At 63.7% G+C, this 21487-nt stretch carries 17 protein-coding genes; 6 read left to right on the plus strand and 11 right to left on the minus strand.

The features are described 5' to 3' along the window. Nucleotides 1-8 precede the first annotated feature (8 nt). Nucleotides 9-1253 carry an MFS transporter gene (locus AC5ZFO_RS19425; RefSeq protein WP_282522702.1) on the minus strand — a complete coding sequence of 415 codons (1245 nt, stop codon included), beginning with the start codon at nt 1251-1253 and terminating at the stop codon, nt 9-11. A gap of 832 nt (nt 1254-2085) precedes the next feature. Between AC5ZFO_RS19425 and AC5ZFO_RS19430 the strand changes: the two genes are divergently transcribed. The 3 genes from AC5ZFO_RS19430 to AC5ZFO_RS19440 are packed head-to-tail and all read left to right on the plus strand — an operon-like array spanning nt 2086 to nt 6759. Beyond that, on the plus strand, nt 2086-3294 hold the full coding sequence (locus AC5ZFO_RS19430) for an efflux RND transporter periplasmic adaptor subunit (RefSeq protein WP_282522704.1): 1209 nt from the start codon (nt 2086-2088) through the stop codon (nt 3292-3294). Nucleotide 3295: 1 nt separating this feature from the next. After that, nucleotides 3296-6478: an efflux RND transporter permease subunit gene (locus AC5ZFO_RS19435; RefSeq protein ID WP_282522705.1), complete on the plus strand. Its 3183-nt coding sequence runs from the start codon at nt 3296-3298 to the stop codon at nt 6476-6478. 53 nt (nt 6479-6531) lie between these two features. Further along, complete coding sequence (locus AC5ZFO_RS19440; protein ID WP_282522706.1) at nt 6532-6759, plus strand: hypothetical protein; 228 nt, start codon at nt 6532-6534, stop codon at nt 6757-6759. Nucleotides 6760-6857: 98 nt separating this feature from the next. On the opposite strand, the gene AC5ZFO_RS19445 is transcribed toward AC5ZFO_RS19440, so the two are convergent. The 3 genes from AC5ZFO_RS19445 to AC5ZFO_RS19455 form a co-directional block, all read right to left on the minus strand. After that, on the minus strand, nt 6858-10184 hold the full coding sequence (locus tag AC5ZFO_RS19445) for an adenylate/guanylate cyclase domain-containing protein (RefSeq protein ID WP_282522707.1): 3327 nt from the start codon (nt 10182-10184) through the stop codon (nt 6858-6860). A 353-nt stretch (nt 10185-10537) separates the two neighbouring features. After that, entirely contained in the window at nt 10538-10774 is a 237-nt protein-coding gene (locus tag AC5ZFO_RS19450) for an HGGxSTG domain-containing protein (protein ID WP_071917640.1), read from the minus strand. A 29-nt stretch (nt 10775-10803) separates the two neighbouring features. Beyond that, nucleotides 10804-11478, minus strand: a complete 675-nt coding sequence (locus AC5ZFO_RS19455) for a hypothetical protein (RefSeq protein ID WP_282522708.1) — start codon at nt 11476-11478, stop codon at nt 10804-10806. 423 nt (nt 11479-11901) lie between these two features. Between AC5ZFO_RS19455 and AC5ZFO_RS19460 the strand changes: the two genes are divergently transcribed. Further along, entirely contained in the window at nt 11902-12876 is a 975-nt protein-coding gene (locus AC5ZFO_RS19460) for a Bug family tripartite tricarboxylate transporter substrate binding protein (protein ID WP_282522709.1), read from the plus strand. 38 nt (nt 12877-12914) lie between these two features. Here AC5ZFO_RS19460 and AC5ZFO_RS19465 read toward each other — a convergent pair whose 3' ends face one another. Then, nucleotides 12915-13859 carry a lytic transglycosylase domain-containing protein gene (locus AC5ZFO_RS19465; protein ID WP_282522710.1) on the minus strand — a complete coding sequence of 315 codons (945 nt, stop codon included), beginning with the start codon at nt 13857-13859 and terminating at the stop codon, nt 12915-12917. A 176-nt stretch (nt 13860-14035) separates the two neighbouring features. Here AC5ZFO_RS19465 and AC5ZFO_RS19470 point away from each other — a divergent pair, with 176 nt between their 5' ends. Further along, nucleotides 14036-15070 carry a L,D-transpeptidase family protein gene (locus tag AC5ZFO_RS19470; protein WP_282522711.1) on the plus strand — a complete coding sequence of 345 codons (1035 nt, stop codon included), beginning with the start codon at nt 14036-14038 and terminating at the stop codon, nt 15068-15070. An 8-nt stretch (nt 15071-15078) separates the two neighbouring features. On the opposite strand, the gene AC5ZFO_RS19475 is transcribed toward AC5ZFO_RS19470, so the two are convergent. The 3 genes from AC5ZFO_RS19475 to AC5ZFO_RS19485 all read right to left on the minus strand — a co-directional run bounded on the left by AC5ZFO_RS19475 (nt 15079) and on the right by AC5ZFO_RS19485 (nt 17648). Then, entirely contained in the window at nt 15079-15354 is a 276-nt protein-coding gene (locus tag AC5ZFO_RS19475) for a hypothetical protein (RefSeq protein ID WP_282522712.1), read from the minus strand. A 74-nt stretch (nt 15355-15428) separates the two neighbouring features. Next, the gene (locus AC5ZFO_RS19480) at nt 15429-16286 is read right to left on the minus strand and encodes a VOC family protein (RefSeq protein ID WP_282522713.1); all 858 of its coding nucleotides are present in this window, start codon (nt 16284-16286) and stop codon (nt 15429-15431) included. 171 nt (nt 16287-16457) lie between these two features. Further along, nucleotides 16458-17648: a urate hydroxylase PuuD gene (locus AC5ZFO_RS19485; protein ID WP_282522714.1), complete on the minus strand. Its 1191-nt coding sequence runs from the start codon at nt 17646-17648 to the stop codon at nt 16458-16460. 236 nt (nt 17649-17884) lie between these two features. On the opposite strand from AC5ZFO_RS19485, the gene AC5ZFO_RS19490 reads away from it, so the two are divergent. Continuing rightward, a complete protein-coding gene (locus AC5ZFO_RS19490; RefSeq protein WP_496122404.1) occupies nt 17885-19225 on the plus strand; it encodes a PQQ-dependent sugar dehydrogenase in 1341 nt (446 codons plus the stop codon). Nucleotides 19226-19270: 45 nt separating this feature from the next. Here the strand turns inward: AC5ZFO_RS19490 and AC5ZFO_RS19495 are convergent, their stop codons facing one another. The 3 genes from AC5ZFO_RS19495 to AC5ZFO_RS19505 are packed head-to-tail and all read right to left on the minus strand — an operon-like array spanning nt 19271 to nt 21451. Continuing rightward, nucleotides 19271-20071, minus strand: a complete 801-nt coding sequence (locus AC5ZFO_RS19495; protein ID WP_282522716.1) for an SDR family NAD(P)-dependent oxidoreductase — start codon at nt 20069-20071, stop codon at nt 19271-19273. A 1-nt stretch (nt 20072) separates the two neighbouring features. Further along, complete coding sequence (locus AC5ZFO_RS19500; protein ID WP_282522717.1) at nt 20073-20627, minus strand: carboxymuconolactone decarboxylase family protein; 555 nt, start codon at nt 20625-20627, stop codon at nt 20073-20075. 11 nt (nt 20628-20638) lie between these two features. After that, nucleotides 20639-21451: an SDR family NAD(P)-dependent oxidoreductase gene (locus tag AC5ZFO_RS19505; protein ID WP_496122405.1), complete on the minus strand. Its 813-nt coding sequence runs from the start codon at nt 21449-21451 to the stop codon at nt 20639-20641. Nucleotides 21452-21487: the final 36 nt, after the last annotated feature.

Raw genomic sequence — 21487 nt, forward strand, 5'->3', positions numbered from 1 at the left:
CAAGGGCCTCAGACGCTCCGCGTGTATGCGAGGAAAATCAGCGCGCCCAGAAGTAGCGCCGCCGCCATGAACAGCAGCACCGCCGGCAGCCCCGCGAACGCCGCCACGGCGCCCGTCATCGACTGCATCAGGGCGGCGCCGAGGAAGAAGGCGAGGTTGATCGCCGCGAGCGCCTTGCCCGCGGTTTGCGCATCGACCAGCTGCCGCGACATGCCGAACAGCAGCGGCTGGGCGGAGGTCGCAAGGCCGATGAGCACGAACAGCACGAGATCATATTGCGGCGGCATCACGGGCACGCCGAACAGGATCGAGACCGCATAATGCGGCGCCCCCAGCGCCATCAGCGCCAGCAGCAGCGCGCCGACCATATGCGTGCCCGCCACCAGTTCGCGGCGGCGACTGAGCCTGCGGTCGATCATGCCGATGCACAGGGGACCTGCGATCATCGCCAGCGTGAATGCGCCGAGCTGGTTGCCGGCCTCGACCCGCGTCAGTCCCTTGATCTCCATCAGCCAAGGTCCGCCCCACAGGCCGCGCAGCACCAGCGAGGTTGCGAGCGACACCAGCGCCAGCGCGATCAGGCCACGAAGGGGGCGCGAGAGTCCCAGCCTGAGCACCTCGATCATCTGCGACAGCGGCGAGGACTCGTCCTTGTGCTCGGCCGGCTGCCTCGGCACCAGCACGAACACGGCGAGCGCGACGAAGACGCCGCCGAGCGCGGAGATCCAGAATCCGGCGCGCCAGCCGTAATGATCGACCACGAAGGCGAGCGGGCTCGACGACAGCAGCATGCCGATATTGCCGATCGAGAGGATCGCGCCGGACCACAGCCCGAACCGTGCCGCCGACAATTGCTTGGCCGCCAGCGTCATCGGGCACATCAGCATGCCTGATGTCGCGATGCCGAGCATCACCTGCCCGACCGCGAAGCTTTCGGGCCCCGTGGCGAATCCCGACGCGATGGCGCCGATCACGGTTCCCATGAGCAGGCTCAGCGACACGGGCCGGACGCCAAAGCGATCCATGGCAGCGCCGACCGGAATCTGCGCGGCGGCGAAGGCAAAGGGATAGACCGAGGTGAGGCTCGCCAGCGCCTGCGGCTCGATGTGGAAATCCGCCGCCATCAAATCGAGGCTGACGGCGGGAATCGTGCGCAGCAAGGTCGACAGCATGTGCCCGCAGGCGAGCGCAAGCAGCGCAAAGATCAGCGCGCGGGTGCCATCTCCCGCGTTATCAGTGGCAACCGCACTCATCAGCGTCCCGTCCCGGCGAGGGTTTCGGCCGGGTTACACGATTGGCGGGACGGTGCCAATGGGGTCTTCCGGACCTTCGTTCCTCGTTGAAGGCAAGCCGGACATCGCTGACATCCGCGCGAACACCGGTTGGCTGACACGCTTGCCGCTGAAATTGCGATTCGTCGTTACGCCGTCAGTTGATGACGAACGCTATTCAATTCCTGCACTCCGAGTTTTGTGAGCACAGGTTCGATTGCTCGAGTCTGGAAAAGTCCTCTGTTGCAATGAATACGAGAAGCCCGAGCAGAACCATTGCCGCGATGTTGGAACGCATGCTGGCTCGATTCTCGACAGCGGAGCGATGTTCGAACTTCGAGAGGTCGAGCATGCGCAAAATGTCGCCGGACCGCACATCATCGACCGGATCTCTGCCGCCTCCCGATCGCGTTCGAAACGGTACGACATTTCCCCGGTGGTTCGGTTGATCAGCCTTCATCTCGCGCCTCGTTCCCATCAAGCAGCGCTTGCTGAACTGCAATGATAAGGCCTGACCTGAGGCGGGCGGTCCTGAAATTCGCGATCGCCGGCGCAATTCAGTGTGATGCCGCGGTGATCTCTCGCATCTCTCCATATCGTTTCTGTTTATGTCTGCCTGGCCTTCGTTGGACGGCTTTGATTCACCGATTGCGTTTTGCAGCGAGCGAACATGAAAATTTGTACAGATTTTCGCACGCGATCGTCATTTTGACGCTGGGATTTTGTCCGCGATACTTCCAATCCGAGGCGGCAGTCGCACCTGCAATCAGTCGGTTTTCTGAAGGCAGGTGCAAACAGTTAGAGGTCCATCAATTTGTCAACGCGACCGAAGCTCAGCGTTGCGCTGTTTGGAATCCTTGCAATAGCCGCGGTGGCCTATGGCGTATGGTATGAGCTCCTCGGGGGCGTCAAGCCAGCCGCGGCGGCCGCCCAAAGCGCTGCCAGTCAGGCCGCGGCGAAGATTCCCGTCACCTCGTTCGTGGTGAAGAAGGCCGACTTTCCCGTGCGCGCCTACGGTCTCGGAGTCGTCTCGCCGTTCAGGACGGTCACGGTCAAGAGCCGTGTCGACGGTCAGATCACCAAGGTGTTCTTCAAACAGGGGCAGATGGTGAAGGAGGGCGATCCGCTTCTGGAGATCGATCAACGCCCCTTTACCGCGGCTCTCGAGCAGGCGGTGGCGAAGAAGGCCCAGGACGAGGCCAATCTGAGGAACGACCGGTTGAACCTGGAGCGATTTCAGAAGCTCGCGAAGCAGCAATTCGAGACCCAGCAAAATCTCGATACCCAGCAGGCGCTGGTCGATCAACTGATCGCGCAGGTGAAGGGCGACCAGGCCGCCATCGACAACGCGCAAACCAATCTCGGTTACACCTCGATTAAGGCGCCGATTACCGGACGAACGGGTTTCCGGCTGGTTGACCCCGGCAACATCGTGCATGCCGCGGATACGACGGGGATCGTCACCATCGCCCAGCTGCAGCCGATTGCCGTGCAGTTCACGGAACCGGAAGAGCAATTGCAGGCCATTGCCAAAGCCTATGAAGCCGGCGAGGTGCCCGCCGATGCGCTGACCTCGGACGGAACCAGGACGCTGTCGCAAGGCAGGCTCGTGGTCATGGACAATTCGGTGAACCAGGCCACCGGGACCATCAGTCTGAAAGCGCGCTTCGACAACAAGGACAACGCACTGTGGCCCGGCCTGTCGGTCACCACGCGAATGCTGATCGGCACGCTCAAGCAGGTCATCGTGGTGCCGCAGGATGGTGTGCAGCACGGGCCGTCGGGTCTGTTCGCCTACGTGATCGGCGACAACGGCAAGGTCAGCGCCAGGCCGATCAAGGTCAGCCAGAGCGGCGACGCAAATGCCGTCGTCTCCGAAGGCCTGAACGTCGGAGACAGGATCGTGGTGGCCGGACAGTCGCGCCTGTTCGACGGCGCGCTGGTCGACGACAAGCCGCAGGCCGCGCCGACGGTGGACGCGAGCGCCACAGCCCCCCAGGCCAAAAGCGGATCGGCGGACTAACATGGCTGGCGGTATCTCGGCTCCCTTCATTCGCCTCCCCATCGCGACGTCGCTGCTGATGGTCGGCATCGTCTTCGTCGGGATCATCGCCTACCCGCAATTGCCGGTGGCGCCGCTGCCGGAGGTCGACTTCCCCACCATTCAGGTCTCCGCCAACCTTCCGGGCGCGGATCCGGAAACGATGGCTTCTTCGGTGGCGCAACCGCTTGAATCGCAATTTGCGCTCATTCCCGGCGTCTCGGAGATGACGTCGCAGAGCCAGACCAGCTCGACCCAGATCGTCCTGCAGTTCGATCTCTCGCGCAACATCGACGGTGCCGGCTCCGACGTGCTCGCCGCCATCAATGCCGCGAGCGGGCAGTTGCCCAAGAACATGCCGACCCCGCCGACCTACAGAAAGGTCAATCCGGCCGACTCGCCCATTCTCACGCTCGGCGCCACGTCGACGACGCTGCCGATGACGCAGGTGTCCGACGAGACCTACACCAAGCTCGCGCAGGCGATCAGCCATATCAGCGGCGTCGGCCAGGTCAGCGTCGGTGGACAGCAGGCGCCGTCGATCCGTGTCCAGATCGATCCCGCCAAGCTGGTGGCCAAGGGCCTGTCGCTGGAGGACGTGCGCACCCCGCTTTCGGTGATCACCGTCAACAATCCCAAGGGAACCCTCAACGGCGACACCCGCACCTACACCGTCTATGCCAACGACCAGTTCACCAAGGCCGAGGCCTGGAACGACATCGTCATCGCCTATCGGAACGGCAGTCCCGTCCGTGTCGGCGACATCGGCCATGCCGTGAGTGCACCGCTGGACAATACCCAATACGGCTGGGTTGACGGCAAGCCCGGCGTCTTCCTGGTCATCTTCAAGCAGCCCGGCGCCAACGTCATCGACACCGTCGACAGCGTCATGAAGCAGCTGCCGCATCTGCAGGCCGGCATTTCGCCGGCCATCAAGGTCTCGGTGCTGTCGGACCGCACGCAGACGATCCGCGCGGCGGTGAAGGACGTACAGTTCACGCTGCTGTTGACGATCGGCCTCGTCGTGATGGTGATCTTCGTCTTCCTGCGCAGCGTCTGGGCCACCATTATTCCGTCGATCACGGTGCCGCTTGCGTTGCTGGGCGCCTGCGCGCTGATGTGGATAGCCGGCTACAGCCTCGATAATCTGTCACTGATGGCCCTCACCATCGCAGTCGGCTTCGTGGTCGACGATGCCATCGTGATGCTGGAGAACATCACCCGCTATATCGAGGAGGGCGAGACGCCGATGGCCGCCGCGCTCAAGGGCGCCAGCGAAATCGGGTTTACGATCATCTCGATCTCGATTTCGCTGATCGCGGTCCTGATTCCGCTATTGCTGATGAGCGGCATTATCGGCCGCCTATTCCGCGAATTTTCGGTGACGCTCGCGATGACGATCGCCGTGTCGGCCCTGGTATCGCTGACATTGACGCCGATGATGGCGTCGCGCTTCCTCAAGTCGCACGACGAGGAGCATCACGGCAGGCTCTATATGCTCAGCGAGCGGATGTTCCAGGCCCTCGTGAACGGCTACGAGCGAGGCCTCGACCTCGTGCTGCGTTTCCGCTTCATCACCTTGATGGTGTTCTTCGCGACGATCGCGCTGACGGTCTACCTCTTCGTGATCATCCCCAAGGGGTTCTTTCCGCAGCAGGATACCGGGCTGATCACCGGGATCGTCGAAACATCGCAGGACGTGTCGATCGCCGATATGGCGAAGCACATGCAGGAGATCGGCGCGATCGTGCTGAAGGACCCTGCGATCGACCACATGGCGATGCGGATGGGCGGAAGCGGCAATACGCTCAATGACGGCACGATGTACATTACGTTGAAGCCGCGGGATGAACGTACCGACTCGGCCGACCAGGTCATCCGTCGCCTGCAGGCCCAGACGGCGAAGGTTCAGGGTGCAAGTCTCTATCTCCAGTCGGCGCAGGACGTCCGGGTCGGCGGCCGGGCGTCGCGGACGCAATTCCAGTTCACGCTGCAGTCGACCGACATGGACCAGCTCAACACATGGGCCCCGAAGCTGCTCGCGAAGATGAAGGAGATGCCCGAGCTTCGCGACGTCGCGTCCGACCAGCAGACGTCGGGCACCACGCTGACGCTGTCGATCGACCGCAATCAGGCCGCGCGTTTCGGGATCACGCCTGACGTGATCGACGCGACCCTGTATGACGCATTCGGGCAGCGGGAAATCGCGACTTATTTCACCCAATTGTCGACCTATTATGTCGTCCTCGAGGTGCTGCCCTCGTTGCAGAAGAATCCGTCCACGCTGGAGCAGATCTACCTCCGCTCACCGACGACGGGAGGAGAGGTGCCGCTGTCGGCGTTCACCAAGTGGACCACGGCTCCGGTCCGGCCTCTGGCCATCAACCATCAGGGCCAGTTTCCCGCGGTGACGATCTCCTTCAACCTCGCGCCCAACGTCGCGCTCGGCCAAGCGACGCAGGCGATCGACGCGATGGAAAAGCAGATGAACGTGCCGGCTGCCATCACCTCGACTTTCGCAGGCACGGCGAAGGCATTCCAGGAGTCGCTCTCCTCCGTGCCCTTGTTGATCGTGGCGGCGCTGATCGTGGTCTATCTCATTCTCGGCGTGCTCTACGAGAGCTACATTCACCCTCTGACCATCCTGTCGACCTTGCCGTCGGCCGGTGTCGGTGCTCTGGCGACGCTCCTCATCTTCCACTTCGACTTCAGCCTGATCGGTCTCATCGGCCTCGTTCTGCTGATCGGCATCGTCAAGAAGAACGGCATCATGCTGGTCGACTTCGCGATCGTGGCGGAGCGGGATCAGGGCCTGTCGCCGGTCGAGGCCATTCGCCGGGCCTGCCTGCTGCGCTTCCGCCCGATCCTGATGACCACGATGGCGGCCGTGCTCGGCGGCGTGCCGCTGATGCTGGGCCACGGCACCGGCTCGGAACTGCGTCAACCGCTCGGCTATGCCATGGTCGGCGGTCTCTTGGTCAGCCAGGTCCTGACGCTCTTCACCACGCCGGTTGTCTATCTTTATCTGGACCGTGTCTCGCAATGGTTCAGTCCGAAACGACACGCGGGAAGCGATCCTCAGGAAGAGGACGTTGTCGACGACGGCGATCTGGACGTCGTCGAAAAGCTGGACCCGAAGAAATCAAGGGTCTTTGCGGCGGAGTGACTGTTTGACAACCACGCCGACGGCGGCGAGCGCGGCGCCTCCGGCTGAATCCGTTGGAAATGATCCCGCGCGGAACTGCGCTTCTTGTTTTCTCCCCGTCAGTTAATCCGCTGACCCGTGATCTGCCAGGGCCCGGGATTGAGTACCAGGCCCGTCGCCTTGCCGGCCTCATCGTGCAAGAAGGCAAGGCGCGCATTTTGACCCGAAGCGGTCATTCTGACGGCATGAAGCGCATGCTGGCAATGGGATCCGATGCCTACGCTCTGCGCGCCGCCGACTAGCCGCAGACGACACCTGAATGAGATCGTAGACCAGAGGAGTCCAGCCTTGGAATATGGGCAAGTAGCAGCTCTCCCGCAACGCGCAAGGCGGGACTGCATCAGGCCAGCTGGTTGAGCAGCGCCCTGGCGTCCCTCAGGACTGGCGTGTCGAAGCCTTCGGTGAACGAGCCATATGCCGGCGCGAGGACGTCGTGAGCTTCCATGCACTTGCCTTGATCGCGCCACAGGCGGGCGAGGCTGGTCGCAGCGCGCAGCCCAAACGTCTTCGCACTCTGGCGCTTGGCCACCGCGAGCGCTCGATGATAATTCTGCTCCGCAGCTGCTTGGTTGCCTCGCGCGTTCGCCATGTCGCCTCGAAGTCGATACAGCTCGGCTTCACTGGATCGTTCCTCGGTCGTCTCGATCAGCTGCGCAGCCTCGACGAGGCAGTTCCGCTCCTCCTGCAGATCCCCGACCTTGGCGTGAGCCTCGGCGAGAAAACAAAGTGCGCGCGGCGTGTGCACGACAGCTCCGGCACCACGAAGCACCGAGAGCCCTTTCGCGAGCAACGGGATGCCGTCCTGCGCTTGTCCAAGTGCTGTCAACGAGCGACCACGCTGGAGAAGTCCGAGACCCAACCAGAGCGGAAAGCCATGCTCGTTCGAGAGGGACAGCAGTTCCTCCGCATGCCGCAATGTGTCAAGCGGCAAGCCGGCGGCCGCCTCCACTGCGCACACCTTGCTCAACACAAAGGCCACAGTGAACGGATGGTCGAGCGAACGGGCCTCCTTTAGCGCCTCGTCGACGCGCGCGCGTCCCTGATCGATGTGGCCCAGAAGCGCCAATGTCACCGCCAAGTGACCCTGGCTCGCCGCGTGCGGATCGGCCACCGCTATGGCGGCACAAGTCGCGCGAGCGGCGGGATCTCTCAAGCCGTCACACAGCTCAAGAAGGCCGCGTGCTGTCACAAACTCCCCGCGATAGTGGCAACTGGCGCCGTGGATATAGCGACCCAGCAGCAGAGTGGCTCGATCGTTTCTTGTGTCGCCCAATTTCTCCATCTGCTCGGCAAGGGATACCGCCAGCTTGTGCTCGGCCCGAACCGAGTGGAAGCCCCATTGGAAATAGAGCAGCGGAGCGAGACGATCCGGTCGATCGAACCGCTCCGCGAGTGCTCGCGCCCTGTCGAGGGTATCGGCCACCGCCGGCGCCGAATACCCCCTAGCCGCCATCAGAGCCCGCCCGAGGGCAATCTGCAGGTCGAGTTCGTGCTGCACGGGCCGCGACTCCTCGGGCATGTTCGCCAGCAGTTCGAGACCCCTCTGCAACTGCGCTACCGCTTCCGTCATCGCCGACCGCGCGACCGCCTGCTGGCCGGCCTTGAGTCGATAGCCGACCGCCTTGTCGTTGAAGGCGGCCTCGGCACAATGATAGGCCATGAGTTGCGGCTGAGCGGCCGCGATTTCAGGGAACTGGCTCTCTAGCGTCGTCGCAACGCGGGCATGGATATGCTGACGTCGACCGCGCAGCATGGTGCTATAGGCTGCGTCCTGCACCAGCGCGTGCTTGAAGGTGTACTCTGCATCAGGCGGGATCCCCCGCTGGAAAACCAGTTCGGCGCGAACGAGCTGCGCCAAGGCCCCGTCTACCTGCTGCTGCGGCATCGCTGCGACCGCGCTGATCAGTTCATGCGAGAACGACCGCCCGAGAGCGGCGCCGATCTGCGCCAGCTCGCGGACTGGCGCCAAGCGATCGAGACGAGCCAGGAGCGAGGCGTGGAGCGAGGTAGGGATGGCAAGTCGAGGCACGGGCTCCCTCGCATCGAAGCGGTCACCAGCATCGGCCAGAATGCCACTGTCGATCACCGCCTTGGTCAATTCCTCGATGAACAGCGGTACGCCATCGGTCCGATCGATGATCTGTTCGGCGATCTCTTGGGGCAGCGCCTTGCCGCCGGTCACCTGCATGATCATCTCGGCGCGCTGTGGACGCGACAGACGACTGAGGCTCATCGATGTCACGTGCGAGCGCCCGGTCCAGGGCGGCGCCAACTCGGGCCGGAAAGTGATGATCAGCAAGACCCGGAGGGTGGCCACCCGGTCGACGACGAGGTCCAATAAGTCGAGCGAGGTGGGGTCGATCCAATGCACATCCTCGAACACCATCAGCACGGGCCGGCGCGTTGCCAGTCCCTCGAGCTGGGCTAGGAGGACCTGGAGCGTCTTCTCCTTGCGCTTCTGCGGCGTGAGGCTGAGAGGTGGATAGCTATCGCCTGTTGGCACGGACAGCAGGTCCGCGATCAGAGGAACGGCCTCGCTAAGGTCCGCGTTTGCCTCCGTGAGCAACGCCTCGAGCTTGTCCAAACGTTGCTGGTCCGTATCGTCACGCCGGAATCCTGCTGCGCGCTCGAGCTGTGATATGGTCGGGAAAAGTGCACTGTCCTGGTGATGTGGCGAGCAGAAACGGCGCAAGCGGATATGTGGATCATCGCTCAGCCGCTCCACCGCGGTCTCGGCAAGGCGCGATTTGCCGATGCCGGGTTCACCCGATATCAGCACGGCAGAGCCATCACCACGTTTTGCCTGCTGCCAGCGGCGCATGATCAGCTCGATCTCCTCATCACGACCGAGTAGTGGCGTTCTGGCTACGCGCAAGGCCTCGAAGCGGCTATCGACCGCGCTCGCACCGATGACTCGCCAGACCGGCACCGGATCGCGGAAGCCTTTGATGGACACACTCCCGAGAGCGAAATATTCGAAGAGGCCGCCGATGAGGCGGCGGGTGCTGCCGTCGATCACAACTGTATCCGGCTCGGCCAGCGCCTGAAGCCGCGAGGCCAGATTGGCGGTCTCACCGACCACCTCACACTGCTGCGATGGGCCGTCCCCGATGAGATCACCGACGATCACCAAACCAGTGGCAATCCCAATTCGTGCTCGCAATCTTACCCCTGGACCGGCATCGAGGCCCGTCACGGCCGCGACCAATGCCAGTCCGGCGCCTACAGCGCGCTCAGCATCGTCTTCATCCGCCCGCGGATAGCCGAAATATGCGAGCACGCCGTCGCCCATATATCTTGCAACGAATCCGCCAAATTTCGCGATCTGCTGGGCACAGCAGCGGTGGTACGCACCAATGATTTCTCGCAAATCCTCCGGGTCGAGCCTTGTCGAGAGCGCCGTCGAGCCAACTAAATCAGCGAACATCACCGTGAGTTGACGTCTCTCGGCCGAGGTCCAGGGAGTACGCACGGGTCTTCGTCCGGTCTCAGCGATCTCCGCAATCGCGCGCAACATCTTTTTGCGATGGCCGAGCGAGACACCAAGTTTTTCGAGGTCATTGTCAGTCAGTTCGCGCAGAACGCTTGGATCAATGTCGTTCTCGGCAAAGCGCTGCGCGTATTGCCCTAGGCCAAGTGTATCGAGCCACTCCGCAATCTGCTGCATTGGCTCCACCGACTGTCTGATTGACGGCCAGCCAAATTTGGGGACTACGGCAGAAAAGTCTATCCTGATCTTGTCAGCATAGCATACTTCTAGCTTGCGGGGTTCGGCCGCGGCTTACCTTCGATTGTTGCCAAATGGTGTAACAGTACTGGTGCCAACTACCAAACCGCGCATGGCATGATGAGAACAACTCGACAAATAACTGCAACGATGTCCGCTATCGCCGGGCAGGGACACATGTCTCCTAGTGGCCCATCGCGACCCCTTTCACTGCCGCACGAACCTGGTCGCTATTGGGGCAACGCAGACGTAGCCTTCGTCGCATCACGCCGCGGGGCTTATGGGTATACGGTCTAGCCCAACTCTTGCAGCAGCTTCCGCGTCTCGCCCAGCAACGCCCGTATCGCCCTTCGTTCTGCGATCCGGTCCTGCGTGAATAGCCCATGCTTCCGCGCATTCTGATTTCCCCTCGGTGCGCCTGATCTCGCGGCGCTGCCATGCATGCGACAGCGGGTCTTGCCGTGCACCGCCGGCGCGAGGCAGGCGGTGCCGCTGCGTGTCCTGGCGCCGCAGCGCGGACTCGCCTGCATCGCAGCCGTGTTGCGGGTGTGATCGCCGCTCACGCGGTGGCGCCTTGTGCGGCATCGACCGGTTCATGTTCGCCTTCGCCGGCTTCGCGAGGCGAGATCGATCCAGCAAACATCGCTGTGTCCCTGGTGTCTTGCTCCGTTACGAGCATGTCCGCGTGCTGTACGGCGTGGCTCGCGGTGGCTCCCGTGCCATCCTGCACCGTCAGACTCTCCACCGTGATCGCCCGCTCGCCATTGTTGCGGTATCGGTTGAGCGCCTCGACCTGGGCCGGAAAGATTCGCGCCAGCTTGGCGAGCGCGCGTGAGGCGCTGTCCTGCCGCGGGATGTCGTCGGCGAAGGCGAGGCGATGGGCGCAGCGCATCGCCAGGACGTGAATGCTCACCATCTGTGCCGCCAGCATGGCCTCGATGGAGTCCCGCGGCGCGATGCTCTTCATCATCGAGATCATGAAGGCGAGATTGGCCTCGTCCGGCTTCTGCGCAACCACGCTGGCTTGCACCAATTGCTTCAAGATGCCGTGCAGCGCATCGCGATCGACGGCGCCAAGCGCATCGGCCAGCAGCCGTTCGCCGGCTTGCGGATCGGGATGGTTGATTGCAATGCGCCACTTGTAGAGTTTTACGCGCGGGCTCGCAGCCGGGTCGCTGCGATCGGTTGTCGCAACCGGCGGTGTGGTGTGGCGATTTGGAGATGTCGTCGTCATGTGCTGTGTCCTTTGCCGGCGCAGGCGCGCGAACGACCGCTCGCTTGCTGCGCGCGATTACCGATTTTGAGATGTCGATGAGAGGCTTACGCACGATCGCGGCGAGGCGCCCGTGGAGTGGGCGGCGTGGACGCTGGCGATTGTTGCGATGATGCCATCATGCCGGTGTTTTGCCCGACGTGTCAAACTGCATTTCGCGATATCCGAAAACGCGTGTCCTGCGCAAGTCCTTGTTCTGACAGGGGCCGGTTACTGTGCATGGGGTTGTTTTTCGCATTTTTTGTTGGGATGCGGCTCTCGCGTGCCGCGCGACGGAATGCCGGCGTGCAAACGCGATTGCGAAATCCGGCGCGACCGCTAATCATGATCTCCAGATGCGTCGCACCATGCAAAGGCGGCGGTGCGGGTCCGGGGAGAGAACCAATGCAACGAACGCTTCGCCTGCTGGCGATTGTCGCCGGATTGTGCGTGACGACCGAGGCTCTCGCGCAGAAATATCCGACGCGTCCGGTCAAGATCATGGTCGGCTTCAGCGCGGGCGGTCCGGTCGATGTGGTCGCGCGCATCGTCGGCGACCGGCTGAGCAACAAGCTCGGCCAGCCCTTCGTGGTCGAGAACCGTGCCGGCGCCAACGGCATGATCGCAGCCGAGGGCGTGGCGCGCGCGGACGCGGACGGCTACACCATCCTCGCCTGCAACTCGTCCACCATCACGCTCAACAAGACGCTGTTCAAGGACGCCCGCTACGATCCGCAAGGGGACTTTGCGCCGCTCACCACCGTCATCTCGGCGCCGCTCGTTCTCGTGGTCAATCCCGAGAATCCCAAGACCGCTGACATCAAGACCGTGGCCGATCTCGTCGCGGCGGCGAAGGCCGCGCCCGGCGCGCTCGCTTACGGCTCGGGCGGCAACGGCAACCTCGCCCATCTCGCCATGGAGCTGCTCAGCCAGAAGGCCGGCATCAAGCTGATCCACGTGCCCTATCGCGGCGGTGCGGCGTCCGAGGTCGGCATCCTCGCGCAGGAAGTCCTGGCGGTGTTCGATCCCTTGTCCGCCGTGCCGCTGGTGAAGGCCGGCAAGCTGCGTGCGCTCGCGGTGTCATCGGCCGAGCGGCTGCCGGCGCTGCCTGACGTGCCGACCGTCGCGGAAGCCGGCTATCCCGGCTTCGACATCTCGTTCTGGGTCGGCTTCTTCATGCCGAAGGCCGTGCCCGCGCCGATCCGCGAGACGCTGCACCGTGAGATCGTCGCCGCCGCCAGGGATCCTGCGGTGCAGGAGCGGCTGGAGTCGCAAGGCGTCGTGAGCGTGCTCAGCCCGGCCGACTACGCCGCGAAGATCGCGAAGGAGACCACGGAGCTTGCCGAGGTCGTCGCGGCCGCGAACATCAAGGCGGAGTAGGGGGCGTCGCGGCGAGAGGATCTGCTTGCGCTAGCGGATCAGCGCTCGCTCGATGCGAGACGCACTGCGCGGGCCTTCGCGCTCTTTCCGGCGGCGCGGGCTGCGATCATGCCGCGCGCCTTGCCGTGACTGGTCTTCCGGATCAAGAATGCAAGCCGCTTGCGCGCACGGCTGGCGGTCAAACGCGCCGCCAATTGTTCGCCCTTGCGAATGATGGTGGCTGCCGAGGTCGTCAGGTTCACCGGAACCCAGACGACGTCCTTTGTCTTGGAGAGACTGCCGATGCCTTCGCACGGCGCTTCGCGCGGCAGGTCGATGCGGATCGCAAGCGCCCCCGCGCGCTCGGTCCACTCCTCGGCCCTGGTGCCGGTGATGATGCGGACATAGTCGCGGGTCTCGCGCGGCAGCTCGCTTTCCCGGGCAAGCCACTTCTGGATCCGGCCGGGGCCTGCGTTATAGGCGGCTGCGGCAAGGCCGAGATTGCCGAAATCGTCGCGGAGCTTGCGCAGGAATCTGGCCGATGCCGGCAGCGCCTTCATCGCATCGAAGGGATCGTCCAGCCCGACTTCGGCGGCGGTCTCCGGCATGAACTGCGCGACGCCCTGCGCGCCGGCCTGGCTGACCTCGTTCGATTTGAAGCGGCTTTCCTGCCAGATCAAGCGCGCGAAGAACGGCACCGGAATGCCGCTCGCCTCGGCGGCTTCGCGAAGCGCGTGGCAGAATCGTTCGGTCGGCGAAACCGGCGCCTGCACGGCAGTTTCGACGACGCGCGGCGGCTCGGGTGTCTCGTCATAGGCCGCGCGCGCATTGGCGAGCTCGATGGCTTGCACGCTGGCGAGGAAGAGCTCGACCACAGGAACAAGTGGCGAGGCTTGGGTGTTTTGAAGAATGGCGTGGTCGAAGCTTGTTTGCCGGGACGTCGACGGATCGAGGTCGTACATCAGAATCAGAAACGCGGCGCAGACCGCGACGACAAATCGCATTGCGTGGACAACCTCGAACCGTGGGATGAACGACCGGCGCTGCGCCGGCAATAAGGAGTTCTTAACCGTCCGATTGCGGCGAAGCTGCGGTCTCGCCGGTTCCGTCGGTGTTACTACGGTGTTCCCGCAGCGAAACTCTCCGCGGTTTTGCGGAGCGATGAATTGGGACGAGCGACATGACGCGATGGATGCTTGGCGCGGTGTTGACGCTGTGGATGATCTGTCCCGCGCTCGCGAATAATTTCGATGCCACCGCGGTGAACGATGCCGCGCGTCCCGCAAGACGGCCTGCGACCGACAAGGTCAACGCATCCGCGACGAAGCTTCAGGTCATGCTGGACCGTGCGCAGTTCTCGCCCGGCGAGATCGACGGCAAGCTCGGCGAGAACGCGCAAAAGGCGCTGAAGGCATTCGCCGAGCAGAACGGTATCGCATCCGACAAGGGAATAGCGCAGGAGCTCTGGGACAGACTGAGCGCGGCGAGCGAAGGTCCTGTTGTCGTCGACTACAAAATCACCGATGCCGATGTGAAGGGACCATTCCTGAAGGTGCTGCCGGGCAAGCTGGAGGACATGAAGTCGCTGCAAGCGCTGAGCTACACCAGTCCGCTCGAGGGGCTCGCCGAGAAATTCCACATGAGCGAGGATTTGCTTCGGACGCTCAATGCGGGCAAGTCTTTCGACAAGGCTGGCGAGACGATCATCGTTGCAAACGTTTCGGCACGGCGGGAGCTGCCACGCATTGCGCGGCTCGAGATCGACAAGAAGAATGGGACATTGAAGGCGTTCGACGGGTCCGACCGTCTGCTCGCGTTCTATCCGGCGTCAATCGGCAGTCCGGATCGCCCAACGCCGAGCGGCACGCTCAAGGTCACCAGCACCAGCGACAAGCCGACCTACCACTACAATCCCGACTACAAATTCCACAACGTCAAATCCAAGGCGCCGTTCGACGTCAAGCCGGGGCCGAACAATCCGGTCGGGGCCTACTGGATCGGCCTGTCGGCGCAGGGTTACGGCATCCACGGAACGGCGGAGCCCGACAAGGTCAGCAAGTCCGCATCGCACGGCTGCATAAGGCTGACCAATTGGGACGTGCGCATGCTGGGCGACAACGTCAAGCGCGGTACGCCGGTTGTCTTCCTGGACGCGCCAACGGAATCCTCGTCGAAGCAGCACGGGAAGTCCGGCGGCAAGCGCGCCTCGAATTAGTCCTCGAACTAGTCCTTGGGAAAATCCTTGCGCATCGCGATCTCGGCGGCATCGCCGGGCGACAGCACGGTCTGATCGAACGCTGCTTGCGGCTTCGTCATGATGTCGTAGAGCGAGATGCCCTTGATCGGCTTATCCATGAGCACGCGAACGCAGTCGGCGAGCGTGCCGTTGTAGACGAGATAGGGCGGACCCCGGTGCTTCTGTCTCTCGCCTTTCAGCGACGGCCACTTCTTCAGTTCGGCCGGCGCGTCATAGGCGATCGGCGATTCCTCTTTGAACATGCGCTCGGTCTCGGGTGGAAAACCCGAAAATCCTAGGCTTGCCCGGTAAACGCTTGTTAAAGAATTAGTTCAAATCAGCCGGCAACGAAGGCGAGCAGGGTGCCGTTGGCCTTGGCCGGCGGCACGCAGATCGCAGCGCCGCTGCGCAACGCCGCCGGACCCAGCGCCTTCTCGGTGGCTGCGAGATCGCCGCTGACGAGGACCAGGGCGGCGCCGCCGCGCCCGGAAAGACCGGTGAGTGGCACGCCGGGATAGCGTTTGCCGAGCTGCTCCAGCGTCAGATAGACGAAGTCGGCGCGGTCGCCGCCGGACGGCACGGCGACCGCACCGTCGGCTTCCGCCTTCGGTTCTCGGTCGATCAGGCGGCCGAGATGCGCCGCATCCTGCGCGGGCTCGGGCGTTGCGATCAGCGTCTGCCTGATCCGCTTCGCCGCATTGGCATGCTTCATCAATTCAGGAATCCACACCGTCTCGCGGGTCTTGTGCTGGCAGGCGAAGATGCGCACGCCGCCGGGGGCTTCCGCGGTCGGCCACATGAAGGTGCGGAATTTTGCCGCCGAGATCGTGCCATCGGGCAGCGTCACCGGCCGTTCGAAATCGGTCGGGCCGATCGGCGTCAGGCCGCGCGCACGGATCTCCTCGGCGCCGGCCGCGCTATCGAGCGCCGTGAAGGCGATGCGCTCGATGCCCTCGCCGTGCCTGTCGACGAAGGCGCGGGCCGGTGCGTTGTGCTCGGTCGCCACCAGCACGCCGAGCAGCTCCATATAGTCGGGGTCGAACATGATAGTGTAATTGCCGGTGCCCATATGCGCGCTGTGGGTGCCGCGTGGCGACAGCGTGAAACCGAGCTGCCTGTAGTTTTCTGCGGCCTTGTCGAGGTCCCGAACCATGACTACGGCGTGGTCGATACCGATGATGTTCTTGAGGGCCACTGTTCTTTCCCCGCAGCAAATGCAAATTTGGACTTGGACCTGGACTTGGACCTGGACCGCGCCAGCGGCCGCTGGCCGCTGTCTACGCCGGATAGGCGATCAAGTCATTTTCAAATCGGGGGCAGATGCGGAATTTCATTTCGCGAAATGCGGTGTCGACGCGTGATGGCGTCACTGCGCCTGCTCGATATAGGCGGCGAGGATGGCGCGCTCCTCGCTGGTCATGTCGGTGATGTTGCCCGGCGGCATCGCATTGGACCACGCCGCCGCGCGGCCGATCAGGCGAATGTTGCGATGGATGTGCTCGGGCGCGTCGAGCAGGATGCCTTTGGGCGCGGTCACGATGCCGGCCCAGACCGGCTCGGCCGCGTGGCACATGCTGCAACGGGACATCACGATCTCCTCGACATTGGCGCGCGTCGGCTGCGCGGACAGCGCGCCCGTCTTGACCTCGCGGGGGCCGGCGGCGGAGAGCAACAGGATCGCGATCACGCCCAATGCGGCGACGCCCCACACCCACCACGGCGATTTGCGCCCCGCGTGCCGCTCGTTGAAGAAGTGGCGGATCACGGGGCCGAGCGCCAGAATGATCGCGACGATGATCCAGTTGAAGCGCGTCGCGTAGAGCAGCGGATAGTGATTGCTGATCATCAGCACGACGACGGGCAAGGTCAGGTAGTTGTTGTGAACCGAGCGCTCCTTGCTGGTCTTGCCGAGCTTCGGATCGGGCGCCTGTCCCGCGATCAGGCTGGCCACGATCTTCTTCTGGTTCGGGATGATCAGTGCGAACACGTTGGCGACCATGATGGTGCCGATGATCGCCCCAATCTGGTTGAAGGCGCCCCGACCGCTCAGGACGTGCGTGAAGGCGTAAGTGAGCGCGACCAGGAACAGATAGCCGCCGATGGCAAAGGGCAGCTCGCGCTGCGCAAGCCCGGTGCGGCAGGCGGCCTCATAGAGCAGCCATGCCAGCGCCAGGCTGCAGAAGCTGAACAGCCCGGCCTGGAATGGCGTGAGGTCGAGGATCGACTTGTCGACCAGGAACAGGTCGGCATCGAGATAGTACACCACCACCATCAGCGCGAAGCCGGACAGCCAAGTGGTGTAGGCCTCCCATTTGAACCAGGTCAGCTCCTCCGGCATCTGGCTCGGAGCCACCAGATATTTCATCATCCGGTAGAAGCCGCCGCCATGGACCTGCCAGGCTTCGCCCTGCACGCCGTCCGGCAGGTCAGCCTTCGGCTTCAGGCTGAGATCGAGGGCGATGAAGTAGAAGGAACTGCCGATCCAGGCGATCGCCGCCACCACGTGCAGCCAGCGCAGCAGCAGGCTCGCCCATTCCGATATGATGGATCCCCACATGATCACCCCATCAATTGCGACCTGGATGCCGCAGCTTTGATGACCGCAACCGGCGGTCGCGCCCTTACAATGTGTCGCACCGATCTGCCGCATTTTCCAGTACGATGGGCCGCGGCTGATGCACATCGTGCGGGCATGAGCTGACGTGGGATTCGGCAGGTGTCTGGACTGCCGCAGAACATTTGCGGACCTATAAGCGTCGACGTTCAGGACGCGCAGGCTGGGAGGAAGACGACGTGAAAAGCAGGATCTCGTCCGCAGCAACGGCTGCGGGATTGCTGGTCGCGGTTGCTGCCAGCGCGCAGGCCGAGCCGGTTCTGCAAGGCAAGGACGCCTATGGCGATTGGCAGGCCGACAAGCCCGGCACGGTCAGGTTGATCCGACCGCAGGATCTCGTCAGGCCCGGCGCGACGCGGTCGGTTGCGAGCACCGCGCGTGTGGCGTCGCGACCGCCGGAGGCCACGCCACGTGTGCCGGCGGGTTTCAAGATCGAGCTGTTCGCCGAAGGCTTGCGCGCGCCGCGCATTGTGAGGGTCGCGCCGAACGGCGATGTCTTCGTCGCGGAGACGCGGGCCGACGCCATCCGCGTGCTGCGCGCCGGGGATGGCGGCAAGGCCGCGACCAGCGAGGTGTTTGCCAGCGGATTGAGACGGCCGTTCGGCATCGCCTTCTTTCCGAACGGCGACAATCCGCAATGGGTCTATATCGCCAACACCGACAGCGTCGTCCGGTTTCCCTATCAGGCCGGCGATCTCAAGGCGCGCGGCAGGGCGGAGACGATCGTGGCAAGCCTGCCGCATGACGGCAGCCATTCCACTCGCGACATCGTCTTCACGCCTGACAACAAGCGCATGTTCGTGTCGGTCGGCTCGCTCAGCAACGTCGCCGAGGGCATGGGTACGCCGCCGGGCGGGTTGGAGGTGTGGTCAAAGACGCAACCGCTTGGCGCGACCTGGGCGAGTGAGACCGAGCGCGCCACCGTGCTGGCCTTCAATCCCGATGGCAAGGAGCGGAAGATCTATGCCACCGGCATCCGCAACTGCGTCGGCCTTGCGATCCAGCCGCAGACCGGGCTGCCCTGGTGTTCGACCAACGAGCGCGATGGCCTCGGCGACGATCTCGTGCCCGATTTCGTCACCAGCGTGAAGGAGGGCGAGTTCTACGGCTGGCCGTGGTTCTACATCGGCGGCAACGAGGACCCGCGCCACATCGGCGCGCGGCCGGATCTGAAGGACAAGGTGACGGTGCCCGATGTGCTGGTGCAGCCGCACTCGGCGTCGCTGGGCATGACCTTCTATCAGGGCACGCAGTTTCCGCCGGAGTATCAGGGCGAGGCCTTCGCCGCCGAGCACGGCTCCTGGAACAGGTCGAAGCGCACCGGCTACAAGGTGATCCGAATCCGGATGAAGGACGGCATGCCGACGGGCGAGTACGAGGATTTCGTCACGGGATTCGTCGTGAACGACACGGAGGTCTGGGGAAGGCCGGTTGGTGTTGCCGTGGCGAAGGATGGATCGCTGCTGGTGTCGGAGGACGGCAATGGCACGATCTGGCGGGTGACGCGCGCACCGCAGTGACGCTGTACCCTCCCCTGGAGGGGGAGGGTAAGCAGCGCGCTCGACTTACCCCCGTCTCACACTCGCGCCACCATCCACCGGCAGCGTCACGCCCGTGATGAAGTTCGCCTCGTCCGACGCCAGAAACAGCGCGGCGTTTGCGACGTCCCAGCCGGTGCCCATCTTCCTGCGCAGCGGCACCTTGCTGTCGCGCTCGGCTTCGACTTCGGCGCGGGTCTTGGACCATTCGCGGGCGCGGGTGTCGACGGCCATCGGCGTGTTCATCAGGCCGGGCAGGATGACGTTGGCCCGGATGCCGTATTCGGCGTTCTGGTAGGCGAGCTGTTCGGTGAAGGCGATCATCGCCGACTTCGTCGCCTTGTAGGCGACGTAAGGATAGGTCGTGATCGCGGCCATCGAGGAGATGTTGACGATGGCGCCGCTTCTTTGCGCGCGCATAATCGGGATCACTTCCTTCGCTGCGAGAATGCAGCTCTTCAAGTTGATGGCGACGACACGGTCGAACGCCTCCTCGGTGATTTGAAGCAGCTCGGCATCGCCGCCGGACAGGCTGACGCCGACATTGTTGTGCAGCACGTCGATACGGCCCCAGCGCGATTGCGCGTCCGCCACCATCGCCTTGATGTCCGCGGATTTGGTCACGTCGGCCTTGAAGGCCGCGGCGGTGCCTTGCTCCGCTGCGATCAGATCGACGGTTTCCTGCGCCGATTCCAGATGATGGTCGACGCACAGCACTTTGGCGCCCTCGCGCGCGAAGGTCAGCGCGGTGGCGCGGCCATTACCCATGCCTTCGCCGGGGCTCTGGCCGGCGCCGACGACGATCGCGACCTTGTCCTTCAAGCGCATGTCACTTCACTCCCGGGATCGGGTACTGCTGGAGTACCTCTTTGTAATACGGCTCGTTGTCGATCTTCATGGTGGCGAGCACGCGCACCACGCCGCAATAGAAGGCGATGGTGAGCGCGAGGTCGACCATGTGCTCGTCGGAGAGATCTTTCTTGATCTCGGCGAAGGTGGCGTCCGACATCGCGAGCTCGCGCACCATCTCGCGGGCGCCTTTCAGGATCGCCCTGGCGAGCGGCTCCAGCTTCGACGGCTTGCCCTCGGTCTCCGCCATCAGGCCTGTGATGTCCTCGTCGGTGACGCCGAACTCCTTGCCGATCTTCACATGGTGGGTGAATTCGTATTCCGACTTCTCCATCCAGCCGACCTGGAGGATCGCGAGCTCCCGCAGCCGCGGGTCGAGCTTGCTCTTGAAGCGGATATAGCTGCCGATGTCGTTGAAGGCGCGCGCCATCTCCGGCGAGTTGACCAGCAGCTTGTGCAGATTGGTGTTGCGCTTGAGCATGTCGCGATATTCGGGCGCGACCTGGTCGGCCTCGAGATAGGGCAGGCGGGCCATCCGTGTTCCTTTCAGTGTTCCTGTGATTCACGTTCCGGCGCTTGCAGCGTCACGCCGCCGTCGACCACCAGCACCTGGCCGGTGATGTAGCGTGCAAAGTTGCTGAGCAGGAATTTGACGGCGTGGCCGACGTCCCAGCCGGTGCCTTCGGTCTTCAGCAGCGAGGCCCTGGCGCGGTTGGCGCGCGCCTGTTCGCTCATGCCGCGGGCATAGACCATGGGCGTGTACATCGGTCCGGGGCAGATGCAGTTGACGCGGATGTTGTCGCGACCGTGATCAACCGCCATGGCGCGCGTGAGACCGATGATGGCGGCCTTCGACGTCGTGTAGGTCGTGAGCCCACGCGGCCGCAGCGCCGAGATCGAGGAGATATTGACGATCGCGCCGCCCTTGGCGGTCTTGATCATCGCGGGGATCGCGTGCTTGGAGAGCAGGAACATGGTCTCGACGTTGACCTGCATGACGCGGCGATACTGCTCGGGTGTCTCGTCGACCACGCTGCCGCGGCTGCCGATGCCGACATTGTTGTCGAGGAAATCGAGCCGGCCCCAGCGGTCAAGCGCGGCCTCGACCAGTATTTTGCAATCGGTTTCGCTGGTGACGTCGCCGCCATGTGCCGCTGCCGTGCCGCCCTCGGCCATGATCATCTCCACGGTGCGCTCGGCGAGCTTGAGGTCGCGATCGGCCACCAGCACTTTTGCGCTGGCGCGGGCCAACAGAATTGCTGCAGCGCGGCCGTTGCCGATGCCGTCGCCAGCGGCGCCACCGCCGCTGATCAGCGCCACCTTGCCGGCGAGGCCGGCATCGTCCTCGGGGCCCTGCATGTCGTCTCATCCCAAATTATTTTCGTGCAGATTAGC

It is taken from the genome of Bradyrhizobium sp. Unk1, from assembly GCF_059512345.1.

What these genes read in the sequence shown, in the direction of transcription:
- AC5ZFO_RS19425 (WP_282522702.1), bottom strand. Translation starts at nt 1,253, where the DNA reads ATGAGTGCGGTTGCCACTGATAACGCGGGAGATGGCACCCGCGCGCTG.
- AC5ZFO_RS19435 (WP_282522705.1), top strand. Translation starts at nt 3,296, where the DNA reads ATGGCTGGCGGTATCTCGGCTCCCTTCATTCGCCTCCCCATCGCGACG.
- AC5ZFO_RS19445 (WP_282522707.1), bottom strand. Translation starts at nt 10,184, where the DNA reads ATGCAGCAGATTGCGGAGTGGCTCGATACACTTGGCCTAGGGCAATAC.
- AC5ZFO_RS19450 (WP_071917640.1), bottom strand. Translation starts at nt 10,774, where the DNA reads ATGCAGGCGAGTCCGCGCTGCGGCGCCAGGACACGCAGCGGCACCGCC.
- AC5ZFO_RS19455 (WP_282522708.1), bottom strand. Translation starts at nt 11,478, where the DNA reads ATGACGACGACATCTCCAAATCGCCACACCACACCGCCGGTTGCGACA.
- AC5ZFO_RS19460 (WP_282522709.1), top strand. Translation starts at nt 11,902, where the DNA reads ATGCAACGAACGCTTCGCCTGCTGGCGATTGTCGCCGGATTGTGCGTG.
- AC5ZFO_RS19465 (WP_282522710.1), bottom strand. Translation starts at nt 13,859, where the DNA reads ATGCGATTTGTCGTCGCGGTCTGCGCCGCGTTTCTGATTCTGATGTAC.
- AC5ZFO_RS19470 (WP_282522711.1), top strand. Translation starts at nt 14,036, where the DNA reads ATGACGCGATGGATGCTTGGCGCGGTGTTGACGCTGTGGATGATCTGT.
- AC5ZFO_RS19475 (WP_282522712.1), bottom strand. Translation starts at nt 15,354, where the DNA reads ATGTTCAAAGAGGAATCGCCGATCGCCTATGACGCGCCGGCCGAACTG.
- AC5ZFO_RS19485 (WP_282522714.1), bottom strand. Translation starts at nt 17,648, where the DNA reads ATGTGGGGATCCATCATATCGGAATGGGCGAGCCTGCTGCTGCGCTGG.
- AC5ZFO_RS19495 (WP_282522716.1), bottom strand. Translation starts at nt 20,071, where the DNA reads ATGCGCTTGAAGGACAAGGTCGCGATCGTCGTCGGCGCCGGCCAGAGC.
- AC5ZFO_RS19500 (WP_282522717.1), bottom strand. Translation starts at nt 20,627, where the DNA reads ATGGCCCGCCTGCCCTATCTCGAGGCCGACCAGGTCGCGCCCGAATAT.
- AC5ZFO_RS19505 (WP_496122405.1), bottom strand. Translation starts at nt 21,451, where the DNA reads ATGCAGGGCCCCGAGGACGATGCCGGCCTCGCCGGCAAGGTGGCGCTG.